We start from the raw sequence: 18,728 nt of genomic DNA on the forward strand, positions 1-18,728 counted from the left end.
TTCCGCTCATTGCTCTCGAGGGAGATTCATCGATGAGGTCAAGCGCAAGAAGGGGCGTCGGCAGACGCTGGGGCGCGGTGACCGTCGGCCTGACCGCCTTCGGCATGCTCGTGCCGGCGACGACGGCCGACGCCACCGAACCGGCGCGGCAGACGCCGTCGTCCGGTGTCGCACCGGCGACCGCCCCGAAGGCGGCCGACGACGAGCTGGCGCGGGCCGTCTCCGCGGCCGGCGGGTCCGTGCCGGTCACGCTGGTCACCGGCGACACCCTGCGGGTGGGTGTCGACGACGCCGGTAGGCCGGTCGTCCGCGCGACCGACAGCGCACCCCGGGCCGACGGCCTGCCGGTCGTGTTCCACACCCTCACCCGCCAGGGCAGCGTGTACGTCGTGCCCGACGACGCGCTCGTCCTGGTCGGCCAGGGGCTGCTCGACTGGTCCCTCTTCGACCTGCGGGAGTTGGTGAGGCTCGCCGCGGCGGGCACGTCCGACAACGTGCCGGTGCTCGTCACCTACACCGGCGACTCGGAAGCCGCCAAGAAGCGGAAGGTCGACGGGGCGTCCGGCGGCCGGTCGCTGCCCAGCATCAACGGCCGCTCGCTGAAGATCGCCGATGACGGGCAGTGGTGGCAGGGGGTGCGGGGCAAGAGGGCCGCCACACCGGCCACCGCCCGGTCGTCCGGTTCCCTCGCCGGGGTCAGGAAGGTCTGGCTCAACGGCCTGTCCCACGTCGACCTGGAGCGGTCGGTGCCGCAGATCGGTGCGCCGATCGCCTGGGAGCGCGGCTACGACGGCACCGGGGTGACCGTGGCGGTGCTGGACACCGGTATCGACGCCACCCACCCCGACGTGTCCGCGGCGGTCGTCGGGAAGGCCGATTTCACGGGTACGTCCGCGGAGGCGAAGGACGGCCACGGGCACGGCACCCACGTGGCCTCCACGGTCCTGGGCAGGGCGCCGCCTCGAAAGGGCTGCGCAAGGGGGTGGCGCCCGGCGCCAAGCTGCTGGTGGGCAAGGTCTGCAACGACCAGGGCCAGTGTCCCGACGACGCGATCATCGCGGGCATGGACTGGGCCGCCCACTCGGGCGCCAAGGTCGTCAACCTGAGTCTGGGCGGTGACCCCACCGACGGCACCGACCCGACGAGCCAGGCGCTGAACGAACTCAGCCGCACCACGGGAACCCTGTTCGTGGTCGCCGCCGGCAACCACAGCTTCGGCACCCAGAAGGTCACCTCCCCCGGGTCCGCCGACGATGCCCTGACCGTGGCCGCCGTCGACGACAACGACGAGATGGCCACGTTCTCCAACACCGGACCGCGCTTCGGCGACGGCGCCGCCAAGCCCGACATCTCGGCACCGGGCGTCGACATCGTCGCGGCCCGCGCGGCGGGCACCTCGATGGGTACGCCGGTCGACCAGTACTACACGGCGTCCAGCGGCACTTCGATGGCCACGCCCCATGTGGCCGGGGCCGCGGCCATCGTCGCCCAGCAGCACCCGGAGATGAACGCCCAGCAGCTCAAGGCGCTGTTGATGGACACCGCCACCGACCTGGGGCACGACATGTACTCCCAGGGCACGGGTCTGGTGAACCTGGCGGCCGCCACCAACCCGAAGGTGTTGCCGAAGGGCACCCTCAACTTCGGCCGCCAGGCCTACCCGCAGTCGGCGCAGACCAAGAAGATCGTGTACACCAACCGCACCGACCAGCCGGTCACGCTGCACCTGTCGCTGGCGGCCGCCTTCGGCGACGGCAAGCCGGCCAAGGCGGGGCTGTTCACCCTCGGCGCCGACCAGATGGTCATCCCCGCGGGTGGGACCGCGGACGTACCGGTGACGGTCGACGGCAGCGTCCTCGGGGCCGACGACCCGCACGGGAGCTACACCGCCCTGCTGACCGCCCGTGACGACTCGGGCGGGATACACCTCGACTCCCGCATCCACGCCTTCCTGGAGGCCGAGAAGTTCCCGCTCACCCTCAAGGTCATCCCCCCGGACGGCGCCACCGACGTCCGCTACGGGACGGTCGGCTTCACCCCGGTCGACGACCAGGTGTACCTCCACCCGGGCCAGACCTACGTGCCCGGCGCGGACACCACGACCGCGCCCCTCTTCCGCGGCACCTACGCCGCTGACGTGGCGGTCAGCTGGCGCGACGCGGTCGGCGACGTCCAGCAGGCCACACCGATCGCGGCACAGGTGAGCCTCACCAAGGCCACCACGGTCACCCTGGACCTGCGCAAGGCCAAGCCGCTGACCGTGCAGTACCCGGAGCCCACCGAGACGTACACCATGTCGGACGCCGTCAACCGGGTCTCCAAGACCGGGGCGTGGACGACCGCCACGTCGGTCGCCTTCGACTACCGGGCCACCGAGGCGAACCGGTGGCTGCTGCCCACCGGCAAGGTGACCATGGGCACCCTCACCCACGACCTCTACCACTCCGGTACGACGCCCGTCGTCAGCCTGCGCGCCACCGGTGGCGGCGCCCCCTCCGCGCTGTCCGCCCGCTACGTGAGCCCGGACTCCGCGCTGTCCCAGACGCAGATGTGGTTGCGGGACGCCGGTTCCGGCGGTACCCAGGAGGCCTCGATCAAGGTCCCCCGGCTCCCGGTGAAGGGCGAACTGCCGGTGGCCTACGCCGGTTCCGGCACCTCAGCGGAACTCGCGGCCGCCGACGTCCGGGGCAAGCTCGTCCTGCTGACGCCCACCGACATCTGCCAGGGCACCTGCGACTACGCCAAGCTCCAGGGTGAGCGGGTGAGCGCGGCCGCTTCCGCGGGCGCCGTCGGCGTCCTCGTCGCGGCACCGGGCCTCACCTCGCTGGGCCGCTCCGCCGACGCCGACCAGTGCTGGGACGGGCCGCAGAGCTGCCCGGCGATCCAGCCGTACGCCGCGGTGCCCGTCCTGAGCCTGCCCTACGCCCAGGCGCAAGCCCTGATCGGGCGGATCAAGGCGCACGGCCCGAAGGTCCGGATCGCCCTCGGCGGCACCAGCGTGCCGCGGGTGTACGCCGCCACCTTCCACGAGGCCGGACAGACCGGCGCGACCACCTTCCGGCTCGGGACGAAGGACCTCGACCGGGTCGGCCTCTCCTTCCACTCGGCCCGGCCCGGTGAGGTGCACCAGCTGAACTGGACCCAGATCACCGAAGACGCCGCGGTCTCCTCACCGGTGCAGCTGCCCCGGCCCGCCACCCAGCGGACGATGACCGTCTTCGTCAACCGGGAGAAGAACGCCATCACCCGGTTCGCGGCCGGCTGGGCCGAGGTCGGGGCGGGCCGCCTCATCACGCACAGCCGCACCGAGATCGACGAGCTGGTCCTGACCGGCGGGGACGAGATCCACTTCAACGCGGGGCCGTCCGTACCCGGAGCCGTACCCCCGGTGCGCACCGCGTCCGGCTTCTCCCTCCAGCGGGGGCCGTGCGCGGGCTGCCGGCAGGGCGACAGCTTCTACCCCACCCTCTACCTGACGAGTGCCGGCGGCGGCCGCCAGGCCCTGATCGGCATCGTCGACGACGAGACGCTCACGCACGACTTCACCGATCTGCCCTCGTGCAGCACAACGCCCTCACCCACCATCCCGAACCTGGACTCCGTCTGCGACTTCAGGCTCAAGGACGCCTCCGGCAAGGAGATCGAGCGCCAGACCGTGCACCTGCCCGACCAGAACCTGGACCCGATCCTCTGATGGCACCCGACACCGACAAGGAGACCGACACGATGCACCACATCCGCGTGCCCTCGGTGCGACGCCGCAGGGGTGTCCTCGTCCTGCTCGCAGCGGCGACCACCCTGCTGCTCTCCGGCTGCAAGGGCGGGGATCTCGTCTCGTACGAACTCCCCGCGCGGTCGGCCCGGTACACGTTCGAGACGGAGACCGACGGCGTCAGGACGGTGTGGCGGTACAGCTCCGCCAAGGCGACCGAGGACGACACCGCGACCCTGAGCCCGTGCATCGGCGAGCTGGTCGGCAGCAACCAGGCGACCTGCCGCCCCGAGCCGCTGATCTTCCTGCGCTACGACTTCGGCCTGGCCCTGGACAACACGGCCAGGGCCGGGGCGGCGCACGAGGTCACGGTCGTCGGCTACTACCAGGAACGCCTTTCCGCCCTCCCCGAGGTCACCTCCCTGAAGGCGGAGACCACGTTCGACGGGGGCAGCACCTGGCACCCGGCCCCCAGCAAGGCGACCGGCAGGAACACCTTCACCACGACCATCAAAAACCCGCGGCGCGACCAGGCCCCCAAGGGGGTCGGACTGAGGATCAGCGCAACCGACAGCCAGGGCAACACCGTCACGCAGACGATTCCCCAGGCGTACAGCCTGCGCTGACCGCAGCAGGCCCGCACGTCCGGCGGGGCCGGGTGAGACCACGTCTCATCCGGCCTCGCCGTGCCGCATGTGCCGACCGGCGGACCGGCGGACCGGAAGTCGCTCACCGCCACCAGGTGTGCCCGTGAACCCGCGGCCCCACCGGTCCCGTGTACACACTGGCCCAGCGACACGACGGCCTTCCGTCGTGCCCCGAGGGGCCGTCTCTGTTCCACCTCCGACCGGAAGGACCCTCCGTGTCTGTTCGTTCCCTCATGGCAGTGGCCTGTGGTGCCGCCGCGGCCCTGGCTCTGGGTGTCTCCCCCGCATCGGCCGCGCCCGCCGCGCCCGCCGCGAGCTGTGACGGCGCCCTCGTGCTCTGGGACAACGTCAGCTACAACGGCACCCACATCTGCTTCAGTTCGTGGGAATCGGAGAGCGACCTGGGCAAGATCGCGGCACTTCCCAGCGGCAGCATGCAGGACAAGACCTCGTCCGTGCAGAACTACACCGACTCGGCCTTCTGCCTGTACGTCGACAACAACTACTCGGGTGACCGGTTCACCATCGCCGCGCACACCTCGATCGTCGACATGCGCAACCCGAACCCGTACTGGAACGACAAGATCAGCTCCCTGCGTCCCGGCAGCTGCTGAGACGCCGCCACACCCGGACAGGAATCGCACACGTATGTCTTCAGGTTCGCCTGGGCACCCCCAAGGAGCAGGGCCCGTGAGTTCAGTGTCGCCGACGGTCCCCCGACCGGGTCGTACCCGGGCGTTCCTGCGGCTGGTGATGATCGAGCACTCGGTCTTCGCCCTGCCCTTCGCCTACGTCGCGACGCTGACGGCGATGGAGGAACGGGACGGCCGAGTCGACTGGACCACGCTGTTGCTGGTCACCGTCTGCATGGTGGGGCTGCGCACCTTCGCGATGGCCGCGAACCGGATCATCGACCGGGAGATCGACGCCCGTAACCCGCGCACGGCCGGACGTGAGCTGGTCACCGGCGCGATGTCCGTGCGGCACGCGTGGACGGGCGCGTGGATCGCCGTGGTCGTGTTCCTCGGTGCCGCCGCCTTGCTCAACCCGCTGTGTCTGGCGCTGGCGCCCCTCGCTGTCGTGCCGATGGTGGTCTACCCCTACGCCAAGCGGTTCACCGACTTCCCCCAGGCGTTCCTGGGACTGGCACAGACCATGGGCCCGGTGGGTGCCTGGCTGGCGGTGACCGGACACTGGTCCTGGACGGCCGTGATCCTGGGGCTCGCGGTGGGCATCTGGATCGGCGGGTTCGATCTCCTCTACGCCTGCCAGGACGTCGAGGTCGACCGCCGGATCGGTGTCAGGTCCGTTCCCGCGCGGTTCGGTGTCCCGGCCGCCGTTCACGGTGCGCGCGTCTGCCACACCGTGACGACCGCGTTGTTCGTCTGGTTCGGCCTCACCAGTCATGCCGGGGTCTTCTTCTGGCTGGGTGTGGTGATCGTCGCCGGGGCCTTCTGCTACGAGCACACCCTTGTGCGTCCGCACGACCTGTCCCGTCTGAACCGCGCTTTCGCGCAGGTCAACGGATTCATCGGCATCGCCCTTTTCGTCTGCGCCCTGCTGGATCTGCTGGTGCGGGGAATGTCCCTGCGCTGACACGGGGCGCTGAACCTGCGGTGACGCGGGATGCGTTCAAGGGACAGCGAGTCATGATCGCTCATTGTCCGATGCCGAAATCGAGCGATCGAAAAGGCTGACGGAAAGGCACACCCGGTGATTCTGAAGCGCATCACTCGGACGGCAGCGGTGTTGGCGGCGACGGTGGGGCTGGGGGTGGGCCTCGCGGCTCCCGCGTCCGCTTCGGCCGCCAGTCCGACCGCCGCTCTCGCCACGACGTGGTGGGACGGAGCGGAATTCCAGGCTCAGGTGGACAACCGTCCGGGCAACGGGTCGGAAAGCTGGCTCTGGCTCGCGGACTATCGTCACCGCGATGGACTGGGAGCCATAGCCCACGTCAAGTACTACGGGGACAACACCTCTTATGGGTGGGGTCCGCCGGAGGACGGTACCTCCGAAGTGGGCCTGTCCCGTGACGTCTCTCAGTTCCCAGTGTGCGAATTCGGCAACCAGACGTACCACAACTGCAGTTCCTGGATCAGCCTCAGTCGCTGACCTTCCCGCCGGTGCAACGAGACCGGCCGTCAAGGCCGTTGTGCCTGGAACGTCGTCCAGATCCGTTCCAGGTGCTCCGGCAGGACGACGTCGTGGTGTCCGCAGTCCAGCCTGCGTTCCTCGATGTGCCCGGTGATGGTCGGCGCCCAGTCCTCGACCGGGTCGACGTGCGCCGGTTTGTCGGCGGTCGCCACCACCAGGTACGCGTCGCCGTCGTATCGCCGGGGTGTGTGGGTGAGGTACAGATGGCCGTTGTTGAGGATGATGCGCCGGGCCGTGGCGAACTCCTCGTCGGTCAGTTGCACCGGGTTGGCGCGGATGTAGTCGTCCAGGTTCTCCAGGCGGAATCCGTTTCCCGCGGGGTCGCGTGACGGTTCGTCAGGGAGCGGGGCGGCGGGGTTCGTCGCCGTGTGCGGTCCGGCTGGTGGTCGGTTCTGCTGTTCCGTCTCCAGGGAGGGGAAGGAGTCGAGCAGGATGAGAGACGCGGTGTGTTCACCGGCCTCCTGGAGCTGTACCGCGATCTCCTGGGCGATGACGCCGCCGAGGGACCAGCCCAGGAGGTGGTAGGGGCCGGACGGCTGGATCCTGCGCATCTCCCGGAGGTACTGGGCGGCCATCTCCCGCAGGGAACCGGGCAGCGGGGCGCTGTCGTGGAAGCCGCGGGCCCGGAGTCCGTAGATGGGTGTGGTGGTGGGGACGTGCCGGGTGAGCGGCGCGTAGGCCCAGCTCAGTCCGGTCAGCGGGTGGACGCAGAACAGAGGGCTGTCCGTTCCCGCGGCGCGGATGGGGAGCACGGTGCGGAAGGCTTCCCACTGGGTGGACGGCCCCAGCCGGGGGGCGAGTTCAGCGACGGTGGGCGCCGCGAACAGGGCACGGAAGGGCACGTCGACGTGCAGCCTCTTGCGGATCTCGGTGACCAGCCGGGCCACGAGCAGTGAGTGTCCGCCCAGGGCGAAGAACGAGTCGTGGATGCCTGCCCGGGGGATGCCGAGGACGTCGGCGAACAGTTCGCAGAGGATCTCCTCGCGCGCGGTGCGCGGCTCGCCCGACGGGGTCCTGGGAGCAGGGCCGACGGACGGGAGTGCGTCCCGGTCGACCTTGCCGTTGGCCGTCAGGGGCAGCGCGTCCAGGACCGTGAGGGTCGCGGGGAGCAGGTGGGCGGGCAGCAGGGCGGCCAGTTCCTCGCGGACACGTGCCTCCGCGATGTCGACGCCCGGCGCGCCGACCACGTAGGCGGCGAGCAGGCGTCCTGCGGGGCCGTCCTCCCGCACGGTGACGGCGGCCTGGCGCACGCAGGTCAGGGAGAGCAGCGCGCTCTCGATCTCGCCGGGCTCGACGCGGTAGCCGCGGATCTTGACCTGCCGGTCCGTTCGTCCCAGGAACTCCAGCCGGTCGTTGCGGTCCCAGCGGGACAGGTCGCCCGTACGGTACATCCGCTCGCCGGGCCGGCCGTACGGGTCGGCGACGAATCTCTCTGCCGTCAGTCCAGGGCGGCTGAGGTAGCCGCGGGCCAGTCCCGGCCCCGACAGGTAGAGCTCGCCGGCCACACCGGGCGGGCAGAGCTCCAGACGCGCGTCGAGCACGTAGGCCCGGGGCCCCGGCAGGGGACGGCCGATCGGAACGCGGGGAAGGCGCCTTCCTCGGCAGGGGTTCCGCGGGTCAGGGCGGTGTAGATCTGCGCACAGCGCGCCACCATCAGCGAGCCGCTGTAGCCGTCACCGATGATGTGGTGCACGCGCTGGTACCAGAGGGAGCGGCTGTCCCCCACGACGAGAAGCGCCTGCGTGAACAGGGGACCCTTCAGCAGATCGACCGGACGCCGCACGTCGTCCCGCATCCACGCCTCCGCCGCGGCCTGCGGCTCCGCCTCGCCGCGCAGGTCCACGAGGACGGGGCGCCACTGCGGGTCCGGGGCGAAGCGCTGGGTGACCGAACCGTCGTCGGCGATCTCGAAGCGCACCTGGGCCAGGTCGGCCTCTTCGACCAGCCGGCACAGCGCGGACAGGAACGTGTCGACGTCCAGCGGCCCCCGGAACTCCACGTACTCGGCGATGTTGTAGGCGGCGCTGTGCGGTTCGAGCAGCTGGGCGTTCCATATGCCGAGCTGTCCGGCGGTCAACGGCCACCTGTCACCCGCGTACTCGACCATGCGGCTCAGTCACCGTCCACGGCGTCGGCCAGGCTCTTGGGCCGCAGATCGGACCACGTGCGCTCGACGTGGTCCAGGCACTCCTGACGGGTGGCCTCGCCGAAGACGACGTCCCAGCCGGCGGGTACCGCGGCGAAGGCCGGCCACAGCGAATGCTGCCGTTCCGCGTTCACCAGCACCAGGAACCCGGCGCCCTCGTCCTCGAACGGATTCGTCACCGTCAGCGCCTCCACCTGGCCGTACGTGTCGACGCATGCGTCATCCGCATATCTGTCATCTGGGCATAAAGAAGCATACATGTTGACCCGGACATGTTCGTCGGCGCCCACATACGTATGCAAGCGCAGCCCGCCTGGTCGCGCTGTGACGCTCTGGCCCTCACAGCATGTGTGAACACGTTGTATGGTTTGGGCACCGAGAAACCCACTCCTCGAAGGCGGCACAGGTATGACGCTGACAACCACCCCGTTCGGGCCCCGCGCCACCGCGGCGGACATACTCGACGGAGTCGATCTGAGCGGACGGCGCGTGATCGTCACCGGCGGAGCCTCCGGCCTCGGTGTCGAGACCGTACGCGCGCTCGCCGGCGCGGGTGCCCAGGTCACGGTCGCCACTCGCGACCCCGGCGCCGCCGCGCCGCTGGTGCAGGAGCTGCCGGGCGTACGGGCCGTGGCACTCGACCTGTCCGACCTGGACTCCGTCCGCGCCTTCTGCGCCGACTGGCGCGGGCCGCTCGACGCGCTCGTCGCCAACGCCGGCGTGATGATGCTCCCGACCCGGCAGGTCAACGCGCAGGGCTGGGAGATGCAGCTCGCCACCAACCACCTCGGCCACTTCGCCCTCGCCGTCGGTCTGCGTCCCGCGCTCCAGGCGGCCGACGCACCCCGCGTCACCGTCGTGAGCTCCGGTGCCCAGCTGCGGGCCGGGTTCGACTTCGACGACCCGCAGTTCGAGCGCCGCCCCTACGACCCCTTCCTCGCCTACGCCCAGTCCAAGACGGCCGACGTACTGCTCGCCGTCGGCATCAGCCAGCGTTGGGCCGACCACGGCATCGCCGCCAACGCCTGTGCGCCCGGTTGGATCCACACCAACCTCACGCGCCACCTCGATCCGGCGACCATGCGGGCTTTCGGCGCCATGGACGCCGACGGCAACCTGCTCACCCCCGCCCACTACAAGACCCCGGCCCAGGGCGCGGCCACCACGGTGCTGCTGGCCGCGTCCCCGCTGCTCGACGGTGTCAGCGGACGTTACTTCGAGGACAACCAGGAGTCCGAGGTCGTCGACGGAGGCCCCGACGTCATGGCCGGTGTGGCCAAGTGGTCGATGGACCCGGCCGCCGCCGACCGCCTGTGGGACCTCGCACTGTCCGTCGTCGGCTGAGCCCGCGCCCCTGCCCCTCTGCCTCCCGACATGCGAGAGAACGACATGAACGACGGCCCACAGGCACCCCACTTGCTCCTCGTGCACGGGGCATGGCACCGGTCATGGTGCTGGCGCGACCTCCAGGACCTCCTCACGGAACGCGGCTGGACCAGCCACACCGTCGACCTGCCGAGCGTCGTGGCCGAGGACGCGCACGGCAGGCTCCCCGGGCTGATGGACGACGCCCGAGCGGTCCGCGAGGCGATCGACGCCGTCGAGGCACCCCTCGTGGTCGTCGCACACTCCTACGGCGGCGCCCCGGTGACCCAGGCGGCCGTCGGCGCGGCCAACGTGTCCCACCTCGTGTACGTGTCCGCCTTCGCCCTCGACGTCGGAGAGAGCCTGATGACGTGCTTCGGCGGCGAACAGCCGGACCTCACCACGGTGGAGGGCGTCATCCCCGTCCGGGAGAACCCGGGAACGACGCTCTACAACGACGTACCCGACGACAAGAGGGACGCCGCGCTGGCCCGCCTGCTGCCCCAGAGCGCGCTCTCCTTCGCCGAGCCGGTGAGCCGGGCCGCATGGCACACCGTCCCCTCCAGCTACGTCCTCTGCGACGACGACCAGAGCCTGCCTCCGTCCTACCAGGAGCCGTTCGCCCGGCGGACCGGCGCCGCGTACCGCCTGCCGAGCGGCCACACCCCGTTGCTCTCCATGCCGGACAAACTCGCCGACCTCCTCGAACAGATCGCCCGCGGCACCTCATGAGGCCTGCCACGCGACGCCAGACGAACCACCACGCCGCACGGTCCGCCGCGACCCGGGCGCAGGTGATGCGCGCCCTGGAGCGGCTCCTCGACTCCGGCGAGGCCTTCTCCGAGATCAGCGTGCAGCGGATCCTGGAGGAGGCGGGCGTGTCCCGGGCCACCTTCTACGCGCACTTCGACAGCAAGACGGACGTCCTGGTGCGGCTCACCGACGAACTGCGGGCAGCCCTGCTGGCGTTGGCCGAGCAGTGGGACCCGGGCGCGGAGGAGGACGGCGCCGAACGGTTCGCCCGCTTCTTCGCGGAGGTGATCACGATCCACCGCGCCCACCAGGGCGTGCTGACCGCGGTCCGTGAGGCGGCGGCCTACGACCCGGCGGTGAGCGACTTCTACACCGCCGACCTGGAGGGCTTCGACGAGGCCGTACGGCGCACGCTGCGCGCGGAGCAGGCCGCCGGCACCACCCCCGCCGACGTCGATGTCGTCGCCGCGAGCCGGGTCATCGTCTGGGGAGGCGCCCAGGCGATCGCCCACCACATCGCGGTCGACGACGGCAGCGGCGATGCCGCCCTCGCCCGTGAACTCGCCCGGATCTGGTGGCACGGCGCCTACCGCCGCCCGCCGCGGACCGCAGTTCTCCCGGACCCATGAGTGACCCGCTGCCCTCGGCGGAATCCGCCCGGGCCGCGCGGCAGGACGCCGAGGAGACATCTGCCGGGACACGGTAGGCGTCCGGCCGTCAGCCGACTTCGATGTGATCGAGTTCGGCGAAGAGCGAACCTTTGGACAGGGCGATGGTGTTCCAGCCGGTCTTCAGCGTGACGGTCCTGTCGGCCGATCGCCAGGTGCCCCAAGAGGTGTGCGGGTAGTGGACGGCGCCGGCATCGGTTCCGTTGACGGACAGGCGGTGCGTCGCCGCGGCGGGTGCGCCGGCGGTGTCCAGTGAGCCGTTCGCGAAGCGCACGGAGAGCCTGTGGGAGCCGGCGGAGGCGGCGAACACGCGGAACTCCACGCGGCTGTCGGGGTCGTCGATGTGGCCGACCGCTCTGCCGTCGGACGCCTCGGGAGCGTCGCGGACGGCCGCGCTGTGCAGGTGCGCGCTCTCTGCCTGGTAGAGCACCTTGCTGCCGCGTACCACCGGACAGCCGTCGGCCCAGCCCAGGTCAGCCATGTGCAGGGCGCGGCCTGCACCCTTCCAGCCGTGGAACACGATGCGGTCGCGCCCGTCAGGGCCAGTGACCACGTCCTGTCCTCCGGGGCCCCGTACGGCGCCGGAGAAACTGCTGGTCGTCATCAGGGGGCGGGGCGCCTTGGCGTAGGGGCCGGCCAGGCTGCGGGACACGGCGTAGCCGGTCGCGTAGGCGCTGCCGTCGTAGGCGTTGGCGGAGTAGAGGAGGACGTAGTGCCCGGCGCGCTTGACCAGCGTGGGGGCCTCCACCAGGTGGTTCTCCCAGGGCTGGTCCTGGCGGATCAGCCGGATCGGTTCCCCGGTGACACGGGTGCCGTCCCACGAGGTGGGCTGGAGGTGCAGCCAGGTGTCTTTGCCGAGGTGACAGCAGTTGCCGTCGTTCTTCCACAGGATGTAGCGCCGACCGCCCTCGGTGAAGGTGGAGGCGTCGATGGCGCCGCCCTCCTGTGCCGGGCAGATCAGTGGGACGTCGCCGACCGGCCGGAAGGGGCCGTCCGGCGAGGCCGAGCGGGCCACGCCGATGCATTGCCGGTCGCCGGCCCGGTCACGGGCGGTGTACTGCATCGTGAAGCCGCCGCCATGGTCGAAGACCTCCGGCGCCCACACGAGATCGGGCCGGGGCACGGCCCACGCGCCGAGGGTGGGCAGCACATCACTGTCGTCCAGGGTCCAGTGCCGCAGGTCGCGTGAGGTGGCGTGCTGGACATGGCGGCCGCCGCTGTTGGTGGCGTAGGCGTGAAAGACACCGCCGTCCCTGACGATGTCCGGGTCGGCGAAGTCATGGTCGAGCACGAGCGGGGGCGGGCGGTTCACGGCAGGCGCGGGGTGTGCCGGGGTGAGGCAGAAGGCGGCTGCCAGAAGAGCGAGCGTTCTCCTCCATCGGCGGATCAGATGTCGCACGGGCATATGGCCCTCCTGAGGGGTCACGGGCATGGGTGAGCGACGGAGCGCGGGCGGTGTGGGACGGAGGTTCTACGCCAGTTCCTGCTGGTTCTGCGCCAGTTCCTGCTGGTTCTACGCCAGTTCGATGCCGTCCAGTTCGGTGAAGAGGTCGCCCCTGGAGAAGCGGATCGTGTTGCGGCCCTCGCGGAGGACGACCGTCACCGGTTCGGTCTTCCGCCAGTTCTCCCAGCCGGTGTACGAGTAGTGGACGGGGTTCGCGACGACGCCGTTGACCGACAGGCTGTGCGAGGCGCATGACGGGCCGCCGGCGTCGTCCTGTGAGCCGTTGCTGTAGCGCACGCTCATGGCCCGGGGGCCCGCCGAGGCCGCGACGACGGTGAACTCGACGAAGCTGTCGCGGTAGTCCATACGGGCGATGGCCTTGCCGCTGCGCGCCCCGACGGCGTCGCGGATGGTCACCTGGTTGATCCGCGCCTTCTCGGCCTCGTGGAAGACAGCGCGCCGCTCGCCCGAGTCCTGACGCTGAGCTCCTTGCCCCGACGAGGCTCTGCTCGCGTCCGAGTTCATGGACTCGGCGGCGAACCGCACCCCGTACGCCACCAGACAGGCGCCGACCGCCACGGCACTGACCACCACGGCGACGGCCCGGAGCCGGGATCGGGGGTACCCGGCCGGCAACCTCAGGCGTTGCCGGAAGGCGACCGGCGCGGCGGCGGGCGAACCGTCCTCCGGCGCCGACGCGGGCGCCGGAGGGACCGCGGGACGCTCCGGCGACAGTGCGGACGCCGTCTCCCACAGGCTGCGGAACTCGCTCGGATCGCCGTTCAGGGCCCGGCAGATCTCGACGACCACCGCCCAGGGCACGACGGCGTCGCCGCGGAAGTAGCGCGACAGCGACGAATCGCTGACGGGAACCTGCTTCTCCAGCTCGCGCAACGTGCGCCCCGAGCGGTGCTGCAGAGCGCGCAGCGCCGCGCCGAGCTGTCGTTGCGCGGCGAGGCGGTCGCTGGGTCCGCTGTCCGTCATGGCGGACGACTCCTGAGGTTCGGCAACGAGGTGTCGTTGGCTGCTTCATGGTCCGGGACGGGCTGCCCCAGCAGGTCAGGACTGTATTTATGGCGACTTAAAAGGCGCAACGGACAGTGGGCGGCGGCCGGTTGCAGAGTCGATTCACCGGCCGCACGGTTCACCCGGATGGCCGCACTGGCCGTCAGTGGCCGGCCAGGTGGAGGCAGGCCGGGGTGCGCTCGGCCGGGGCGGGCCGAGCGCACCAGTGGTGACGGGTCAGTCGCCGTACTGGACGGGCCGGTAGGCCCGGTACTCGCTGCCCGCGTTCAGGCCGTAGGTCAGCGCCCGGTGGCTGGTGCCGGGGCCGCCGCGCTGCTCGTAGGCCAGGTAGGAGGTGTGGGCGGCGTCGGTCCAGCGTTCGAAGATGACGACGTGTCGGGTGTTGCTGTTGCCGATGGCGTCGATGACGAGGTCACCGGGCTGGAGTTCGCCCATCGAGAGGGGACGCGTGATGTTCCGGTTGGTCAGACCCACGGTGTTGGTGCCGGGCGCCGGCAGGCCGAGCGCCATGGAGGCGTAGCCGGAACAGTCCTGCCGGTAGCCGTCCCGCCAGTACGCGGACTGGCTGTAGGGGACGGGACGGCCGTTGTTGGCGGTGAGCCAGGTCGCGGCACGCTCCAAGGTGCGCTGCCGGGAGCCGGTCTCGGAGCCGCCGCCGGGAGGAGCGTCCTTGACGGGAACACCGGGAAGCCGGTCCTCGGGGATGTCCACGGCGACGACGGTCAGGAAGCCCGTGACGGGGGCGGTGATGTGGGCCATGAAGGTGGAGCAGGCGCTGCCCTCGCACACGCGGCGGCCGGTGTCGACCTGGTAGTCGGCCGTGATGCGGTCCTGACCCGCGGAGTTCTGGTTGATCATGCCGACGGAAGGCGAGTTGACGTCCGGCGTGGCGTGCACGACCCACCGGGTGCCCCAGGTGGGGAAGGAGGCGTCGGCCCGCAAGACGCTCGCCGGGGGCGCGGCTGCGGTGTTCGCCGTCGCGGCGTGGGCGGGGAGGGCCACGGTGAGGGCTGGGGCGGTCATGCAGGTGAGGGCGAGGGCGGGCAGGATCCTGCGCAGCTTGCCGGGTCGGTGGGACATGCTCGTTCTCCTTGTTCGAAGGGCTCGAGGGGCTCGAGAGGTTCGAGAGGTTCGAGAGGTTCGAGGGGGGATGGCCGTGTCAGAGGCCGGGGTTCGGCCCTCTACTGCCACTGCTGGTTGGCCGAGTTGGTGACGCACGGCAGGGCGACCAGGCGCCTGTTCTCGCCGGGGTCGGCGATGCACGCCCCGGTCTTGACGTTCTTGAACGCGATGCGGCTCTGGGTGAGCTTCTCGACCGTCCACTTCTGGTAGTCGAGGCCGTTGCAGGGCCAGGTGCGCAGGCCGGCCGGGCTGTCGTCCAGACACCGGCCCGTGGACATGTTCGACAGCTGCCGGGTGTCGTCGGTGTGCCGGGTCACCACCCACTTCTGGTGGTTGAGCCCGTTGCACTGCCAGCCCCGCAGACCGCCGCCGTCGCTGTCGTCCATGCACAGCCCCGTGTGCACGTTGCGGTACGTCTCCGCGCCGACCGCATGGGAGACGGGAGCAGAGGCGGCGGAGACGGGAGCGACGGGAGCCGCGCCCAGGACGGTCACAGCGGCTGCCGCGAGGGAGGGCAGGAGGATACGTACGGACGTCATGCGGAGGTCCCTTCGAGGGGGGTGCGAGGAGTCGGCCGATGCGGCCTTCAGAACCGACGTGCGCTCGCCGTCAGGGGCGAACAACGCGGTCGGTGAGAGGAGTTTGCGCAGCTCACAGCCGCTCCACAACCTGGTCCCGGCTGCTTCAGCCGTCTCGGGACAGGCGGGTTCGTGGCCTGCTGAAGCGTGCTTGTCCCGGGACGAGAAGCAGACGGCGCGACAGCGTTGCCGGGCCGCACGGGGGCCTCTCCCGTGTCGACGGTGTCGCCACGGAGCGGGGAATCCGACGGCACGGATGGTCAGTGGAGGTGGCGCACATGGTCATGCCCCGGCCGTATGACGAGCGCATGGTGGGGGCATGACCAGCAACAACTCCGCCGCCTTCGGTGGGCGTCTGCTCATCGGCGCCACCGGCTCGGCCGCAGTGGCCACGCTCCCGGCGTACATCAACGCGCTGCGTGCCACTTTCACGGGCAGCGTCACCGTCCTCATGACGCACACCGCTGCCACGTTCCTGCCGCCGCACACCGTCCGGTTGTTCGCCGACCGGGTGGTCACCGGCACCGCACCCGACGACTGGGCGCGGGAGAACCACGCGACCCTGGCGGCCGAGCACGACATGATGGCCGTTCTGCCGGCTACGGCCAACGTGCTCTCCGCTGTCGCCTCGGGCGCCGTCCCGAACATGCTGACGGCCACGATCACCGCCGCGGACTTCCCCGTCGTGTTCTTCCCGGTGATGAGCGACGAGATGTGGGTCAAGCCTGCCGTCCACCGCAACGTGGACCAACTCCGGCAGGACGGTTACCTGGTCGTCGACCCGCAGCAGGGCCGGCGCTACGACGTCGGTCTCGGGGAGTTCGTGACGGCGCCGATGCCGCCCGCCCCGCCCCGGTTCATCGAGTTGGTCGCGGACCTCATGCCGCGGCGCGGGCCCGTGCCGGTCTGAGCGCTACCGGTGCCGGCACTGGGCCCGGTACATGCCGGGCGTCATACCCGTCACCGACCTGAACGCCCGGTGCAGCTGAGCTTCGCCGCCGAACCCGCAGGCGCGGGCCAGGACCGTGAGGGTCTGGTCGGGGTCCGCTGCCATCAGGCGTTGCGCGTGTGCGACGCGCAGCCTGCGGATCAGCTGCGTCAGCGATTCACCGTCGTCGGCCAGGGCCCGGTACATCGTGCGCCGTGAGACGTGGCAGGCCGCGGCCACCGCGGCGGCGTCCAGGCCGGGGTCGGTGAGGTGGCGGCGGACGAAGCGGTGGACACGTTCCCGCGTCAACGCCGTCGACGTCGGGGGGCGTACGGTGCCGGCGGCCCAGGCCAGGGCCGTGTCCAGCAGGTCGACGGCGTGCGGCAGCAGGGCCGTCGCCGCCCCGGGGTCCGTGCCCGTGCCGTGCAGACGGCCGAGCCCGATGAGGAAGTCCGCGATCACTTTGCCGGGGCCGGCGGCGCTCAACTCCACCGCTGTCGCGCTGTTCAGGGAGCGGTGCGACAGCCGCGCCTTGGGCACCTTCACCACCAGTTGGGAGAAGCCGTCCGCGAAGTCCAGCGCGTAGGGGCGGGAGCTGTCGAGGAAGGCCATGCTGCCGGGGGCGAGCACCGCCACCTGCCGGTCCTGTTCGATTCTGGCCCGGCCGTGCAGCTGGATGTTGGCGAGGAGGACGTCCTGGTCGTCCCGTGCGATGAGCCGCCGAGTCCTGGCCACCTGCTGGGGGCCCGCGGTCAGCGAGGTCAGGGCGACTCCGTCCAGGACGGAGGTCTCGATGCGGCCCTCGAAGACCGCGTCGGGCCCGGGGCGTACCGCGACTCCGACAAACGTGTCACAGACGACGTCGGCCCAGTAGCTGAGGGCGTCGGAGGCCTCGACCTCGGTGCTGGACCACCGCATGTGTGCGCGCTCGCTCATGCGGCCATCATGCCGGGGCCGGATCGATGCGGATCGTCGCGGCCCGGGCCTGCGGGTTCGCGACGAGGGCGGCCGCGACCGCGCCGTACTTGCCGCGGAAGGCGGCGTCGAGGCCGGCGGGGAGTACGAGGCCGTCGGTCGTGAGCACCACGTCGCGGCGTACGGTGCCCAGTCGGATCGTTCCGTGGCCGTGGTCGTGCGCCGCCCGGTACCAGCGGGAGCGGTCGCCGCGGTAGGCGCGCACGTAGAGCTCGCCATCGACGACGGCCATGCCGATCTCCACGCCGGGGTGGTCGGTGTCTCCGGCGGTCAGGACGAGGGAGTAGGTCTCGCGGAACAGGGACTGCTCCTCGGGGGTCCAGGCGGTCATCGGTGTACCTCGGTGGGGGATGCCTGCGCACTCCTGCGGGGCCGGGCGGGAGGCGGGTGTGGGTTCCATGGTTCTCAGTGTGCTGCGGCCGTGGCCGGGCCGGCGCAGGTGTGAGGGGGCAGGTTCTTTCCCAGGCAGAAACCCGCCTCTCCCGCGGACGGGACGGGCGGCGGATGGTGGATGTGTGCCCGGTGAGGACCGGGCGCTCCCACCTCGTTCGTCACCGACTCCCCAGGAGTGTTTTCCATGGCCAGGACCCGTGTCCGTTTCGACAGTGCCGGTATCGAGATCGCCGCCCACCTCTACCTGCCCGACACCGAGGCCCCCGGCCCGCGTCCGGCGCTGGTGGTCGGCCACCCGGGCACCGGGGTGAAGGAGCAGACCTCCGGCACCTACGCGCAGCTGCTGGCGGAGCGCGGCTTCGTCACCCTCGCCTTCGACGCCGCCCACCAGGGCGAGTCCGGCGGGCTGCCGCGCGGTCTGGAGGACCCCGCCCAGCGCATCGAGGACTTCAAGGCCGCCGTGTCCTACCTGACCACCCGCGAGGAGGTCGACGCCGAGCGGATCGGGTTGCTGGGCATCTGCGCCTCCGGCGGCTACTCGCTGGCCGCCACCGGCGGCGACCACCGCGTCAAGGCCGTGGCGGCCGTGAGCACCGCCGAACCGGCCCGCCAGTTCCGCTTCGGTGCCGATGGCTCCCAGGACCCGGCCGTCTTCCAGGCCCTCCTGGACGCCGCCGCGACCGCCCGCACCCGCGCCGCCCGTGGCGAGGACCCCGGCGTGCTGACGATGTTCCCCGACACCGCCGAGGAAGCGGGCGCCCTGGGCGGCGAACACGGCGTCGAGGGCTGGGAGTACTACTGCGGCGCGCGCGGCTAC

Annotated in this window: 18 protein-coding genes and 1 pseudogene; 10 read left to right on the forward strand and 9 right to left on the reverse strand. The window is 71.0% G+C overall.

Going from position 1 to position 18,728, the window contains the following annotated elements; all coding sequences use genetic code 11:
- The first annotated feature begins 32 nt into the window (after window positions 1-32).
- The 5 genes from DI272_RS46235 (at window position 33) to mqnP (ending at window position 5,955) form a co-directional block, all read left to right on the forward strand.
- On the forward strand, window positions 33-1,106 hold the full coding sequence (locus DI272_RS46235; protein ID WP_109496275.1) for a S8 family serine peptidase: 1,074 nt from the start codon (window positions 33-35) through the stop codon (window positions 1,104-1,106).
- The gene (locus DI272_RS17550) at window positions 1,007-3,694 is read left to right on the forward strand and encodes a S8 family serine peptidase (protein WP_375138114.1); all 2,688 of its coding nucleotides are present in this window, start codon (window positions 1,007-1,009) and stop codon (window positions 3,692-3,694) included. Before DI272_RS46235 ends, DI272_RS17550 begins: the two co-directional genes overlap by 100 nt.
- Entirely contained in the window at window positions 3,694-4,338 is a 645-nt protein-coding gene (locus tag DI272_RS17555) for a hypothetical protein (RefSeq protein ID WP_109496277.1), read from the forward strand. The genes DI272_RS17550 and DI272_RS17555 overlap by 1 nt, the downstream gene beginning before the upstream one ends.
- Window positions 4,339-4,574: 236 nt before the next feature.
- Window positions 4,575-4,973, forward strand: coding sequence for a peptidase inhibitor family I36 protein (locus DI272_RS17560; protein WP_146238342.1), 399 nt, complete (start codon window positions 4,575-4,577; stop codon window positions 4,971-4,973).
- A 76-nt stretch (window positions 4,974-5,049) separates the two neighbouring features.
- A complete protein-coding gene (mqnP, locus tag DI272_RS17565) occupies window positions 5,050-5,955 on the forward strand; it encodes a menaquinone biosynthesis prenyltransferase MqnP (RefSeq protein WP_109496279.1) in 906 nt (301 codons plus the stop codon).
- Between the two features lie 545 nt (window positions 5,956-6,500).
- On the opposite strand, the gene DI272_RS17575 is transcribed toward mqnP, so the two are convergent.
- The 3 genes from DI272_RS17575 to DI272_RS17585 are packed head-to-tail and all read right to left on the reverse strand — an operon-like array spanning window position 6,501 to window position 8,838.
- Window positions 6,501-8,054, reverse strand: coding sequence for an alpha/beta fold hydrolase (locus DI272_RS17575; protein ID WP_109496281.1), 1,554 nt, complete (start codon window positions 8,052-8,054; stop codon window positions 6,501-6,503).
- Complete coding sequence (locus DI272_RS17580) at window positions 7,952-8,620, reverse strand: condensation domain-containing protein (protein ID WP_109496282.1); 669 nt, start codon at window positions 8,618-8,620, stop codon at window positions 7,952-7,954. The genes DI272_RS17575 and DI272_RS17580 overlap by 103 nt, the downstream gene beginning before the upstream one ends.
- A 5-nt stretch (window positions 8,621-8,625) precedes the next feature.
- Window positions 8,626-8,838 carry an MbtH family protein gene (locus DI272_RS17585; protein WP_258314589.1) on the reverse strand — a complete coding sequence of 71 codons (213 nt, stop codon included), beginning with the start codon at window positions 8,836-8,838 and terminating at the stop codon, window positions 8,626-8,628.
- Window positions 8,839-9,067: 229 nt separating this feature from the next.
- On the opposite strand from DI272_RS17585, the gene DI272_RS17590 reads away from it, so the two are divergent.
- The 3 genes from DI272_RS17590 to DI272_RS17600 are packed head-to-tail and all read left to right on the forward strand — an operon-like array spanning window position 9,068 to window position 11,406.
- Window positions 9,068-10,003, forward strand: a complete 936-nt coding sequence (locus DI272_RS17590) for an SDR family NAD(P)-dependent oxidoreductase (RefSeq protein WP_109496283.1) — start codon at window positions 9,068-9,070, stop codon at window positions 10,001-10,003.
- A gap of 30 nt (window positions 10,004-10,033) precedes the next feature.
- Window positions 10,034-10,756 carry an alpha/beta hydrolase gene (locus tag DI272_RS17595; protein WP_181387221.1) on the forward strand — a complete coding sequence of 241 codons (723 nt, stop codon included), beginning with the start codon at window positions 10,034-10,036 and terminating at the stop codon, window positions 10,754-10,756.
- A complete protein-coding gene (locus tag DI272_RS17600; protein WP_109496284.1) occupies window positions 10,753-11,406 on the forward strand; it encodes a TetR/AcrR family transcriptional regulator in 654 nt (217 codons plus the stop codon). Before DI272_RS17595 ends, DI272_RS17600 begins: the two co-directional genes overlap by 4 nt.
- Before the next feature lie 88 nt (window positions 11,407-11,494).
- Here DI272_RS17600 and DI272_RS17605 read toward each other — a convergent pair whose 3' ends face one another.
- The 4 genes from DI272_RS17605 to DI272_RS17620 all read right to left on the reverse strand — a co-directional run bounded on the left by DI272_RS17605 (window position 11,495) and on the right by DI272_RS17620 (window position 15,576).
- Window positions 11,495-12,757, reverse strand: coding sequence for a family 43 glycosylhydrolase (locus DI272_RS17605; protein ID WP_258314590.1), 1,263 nt, complete (start codon window positions 12,755-12,757; stop codon window positions 11,495-11,497).
- Between the two features lie 201 nt (window positions 12,758-12,958).
- Complete coding sequence (locus DI272_RS17610) at window positions 12,959-13,873, reverse strand: helix-turn-helix domain-containing protein (RefSeq protein WP_109496286.1); 915 nt, start codon at window positions 13,871-13,873, stop codon at window positions 12,959-12,961.
- Between the two features lie 258 nt (window positions 13,874-14,131).
- Window positions 14,132-14,995, reverse strand: coding sequence for a hypothetical protein (locus DI272_RS17615; RefSeq protein WP_181387222.1), 864 nt, complete (start codon window positions 14,993-14,995; stop codon window positions 14,132-14,134).
- 101 nt (window positions 14,996-15,096) lie between these two features.
- Window positions 15,097-15,576: an RICIN domain-containing protein gene (locus DI272_RS17620; protein ID WP_109496287.1), complete on the reverse strand. Its 480-nt coding sequence runs from the start codon at window positions 15,574-15,576 to the stop codon at window positions 15,097-15,099.
- A 358-nt stretch (window positions 15,577-15,934) separates the two neighbouring features.
- Here DI272_RS17620 and DI272_RS17625 point away from each other — a divergent pair, with 358 nt between their 5' ends.
- Complete coding sequence (locus DI272_RS17625) at window positions 15,935-16,525, forward strand: flavoprotein (protein ID WP_109496288.1); 591 nt, start codon at window positions 15,935-15,937, stop codon at window positions 16,523-16,525.
- A gap of 3 nt (window positions 16,526-16,528) precedes the next feature.
- On the opposite strand, the gene DI272_RS17630 is transcribed toward DI272_RS17625, so the two are convergent.
- Both DI272_RS17630 and DI272_RS17635 read right to left on the reverse strand, forming a co-directional pair.
- Complete coding sequence (locus DI272_RS17630) at window positions 16,529-17,479, reverse strand: helix-turn-helix domain-containing protein (RefSeq protein ID WP_109496289.1); 951 nt, start codon at window positions 17,477-17,479, stop codon at window positions 16,529-16,531.
- A gap of 7 nt (window positions 17,480-17,486) precedes the next feature.
- Entirely contained in the window at window positions 17,487-17,849 is a 363-nt protein-coding gene (locus DI272_RS17635; protein WP_109496290.1) for a DUF2255 family protein, read from the reverse strand.
- A 246-nt stretch (window positions 17,850-18,095) separates the two neighbouring features.
- Here DI272_RS17635 and DI272_RS17640 point away from each other — a divergent pair.
- Window positions 18,096-18,728 (forward strand): annotated as a pseudogene (locus DI272_RS17640) (alpha/beta hydrolase); the annotation flags it as partial.

The sequence above is a fragment of the Streptomyces sp. Act143 genome (assembly GCF_003143935.1).
In the GTDB taxonomy this organism is placed as follows: domain Bacteria; phylum Actinomycetota; class Actinomycetes; order Streptomycetales; family Streptomycetaceae; genus Streptomyces.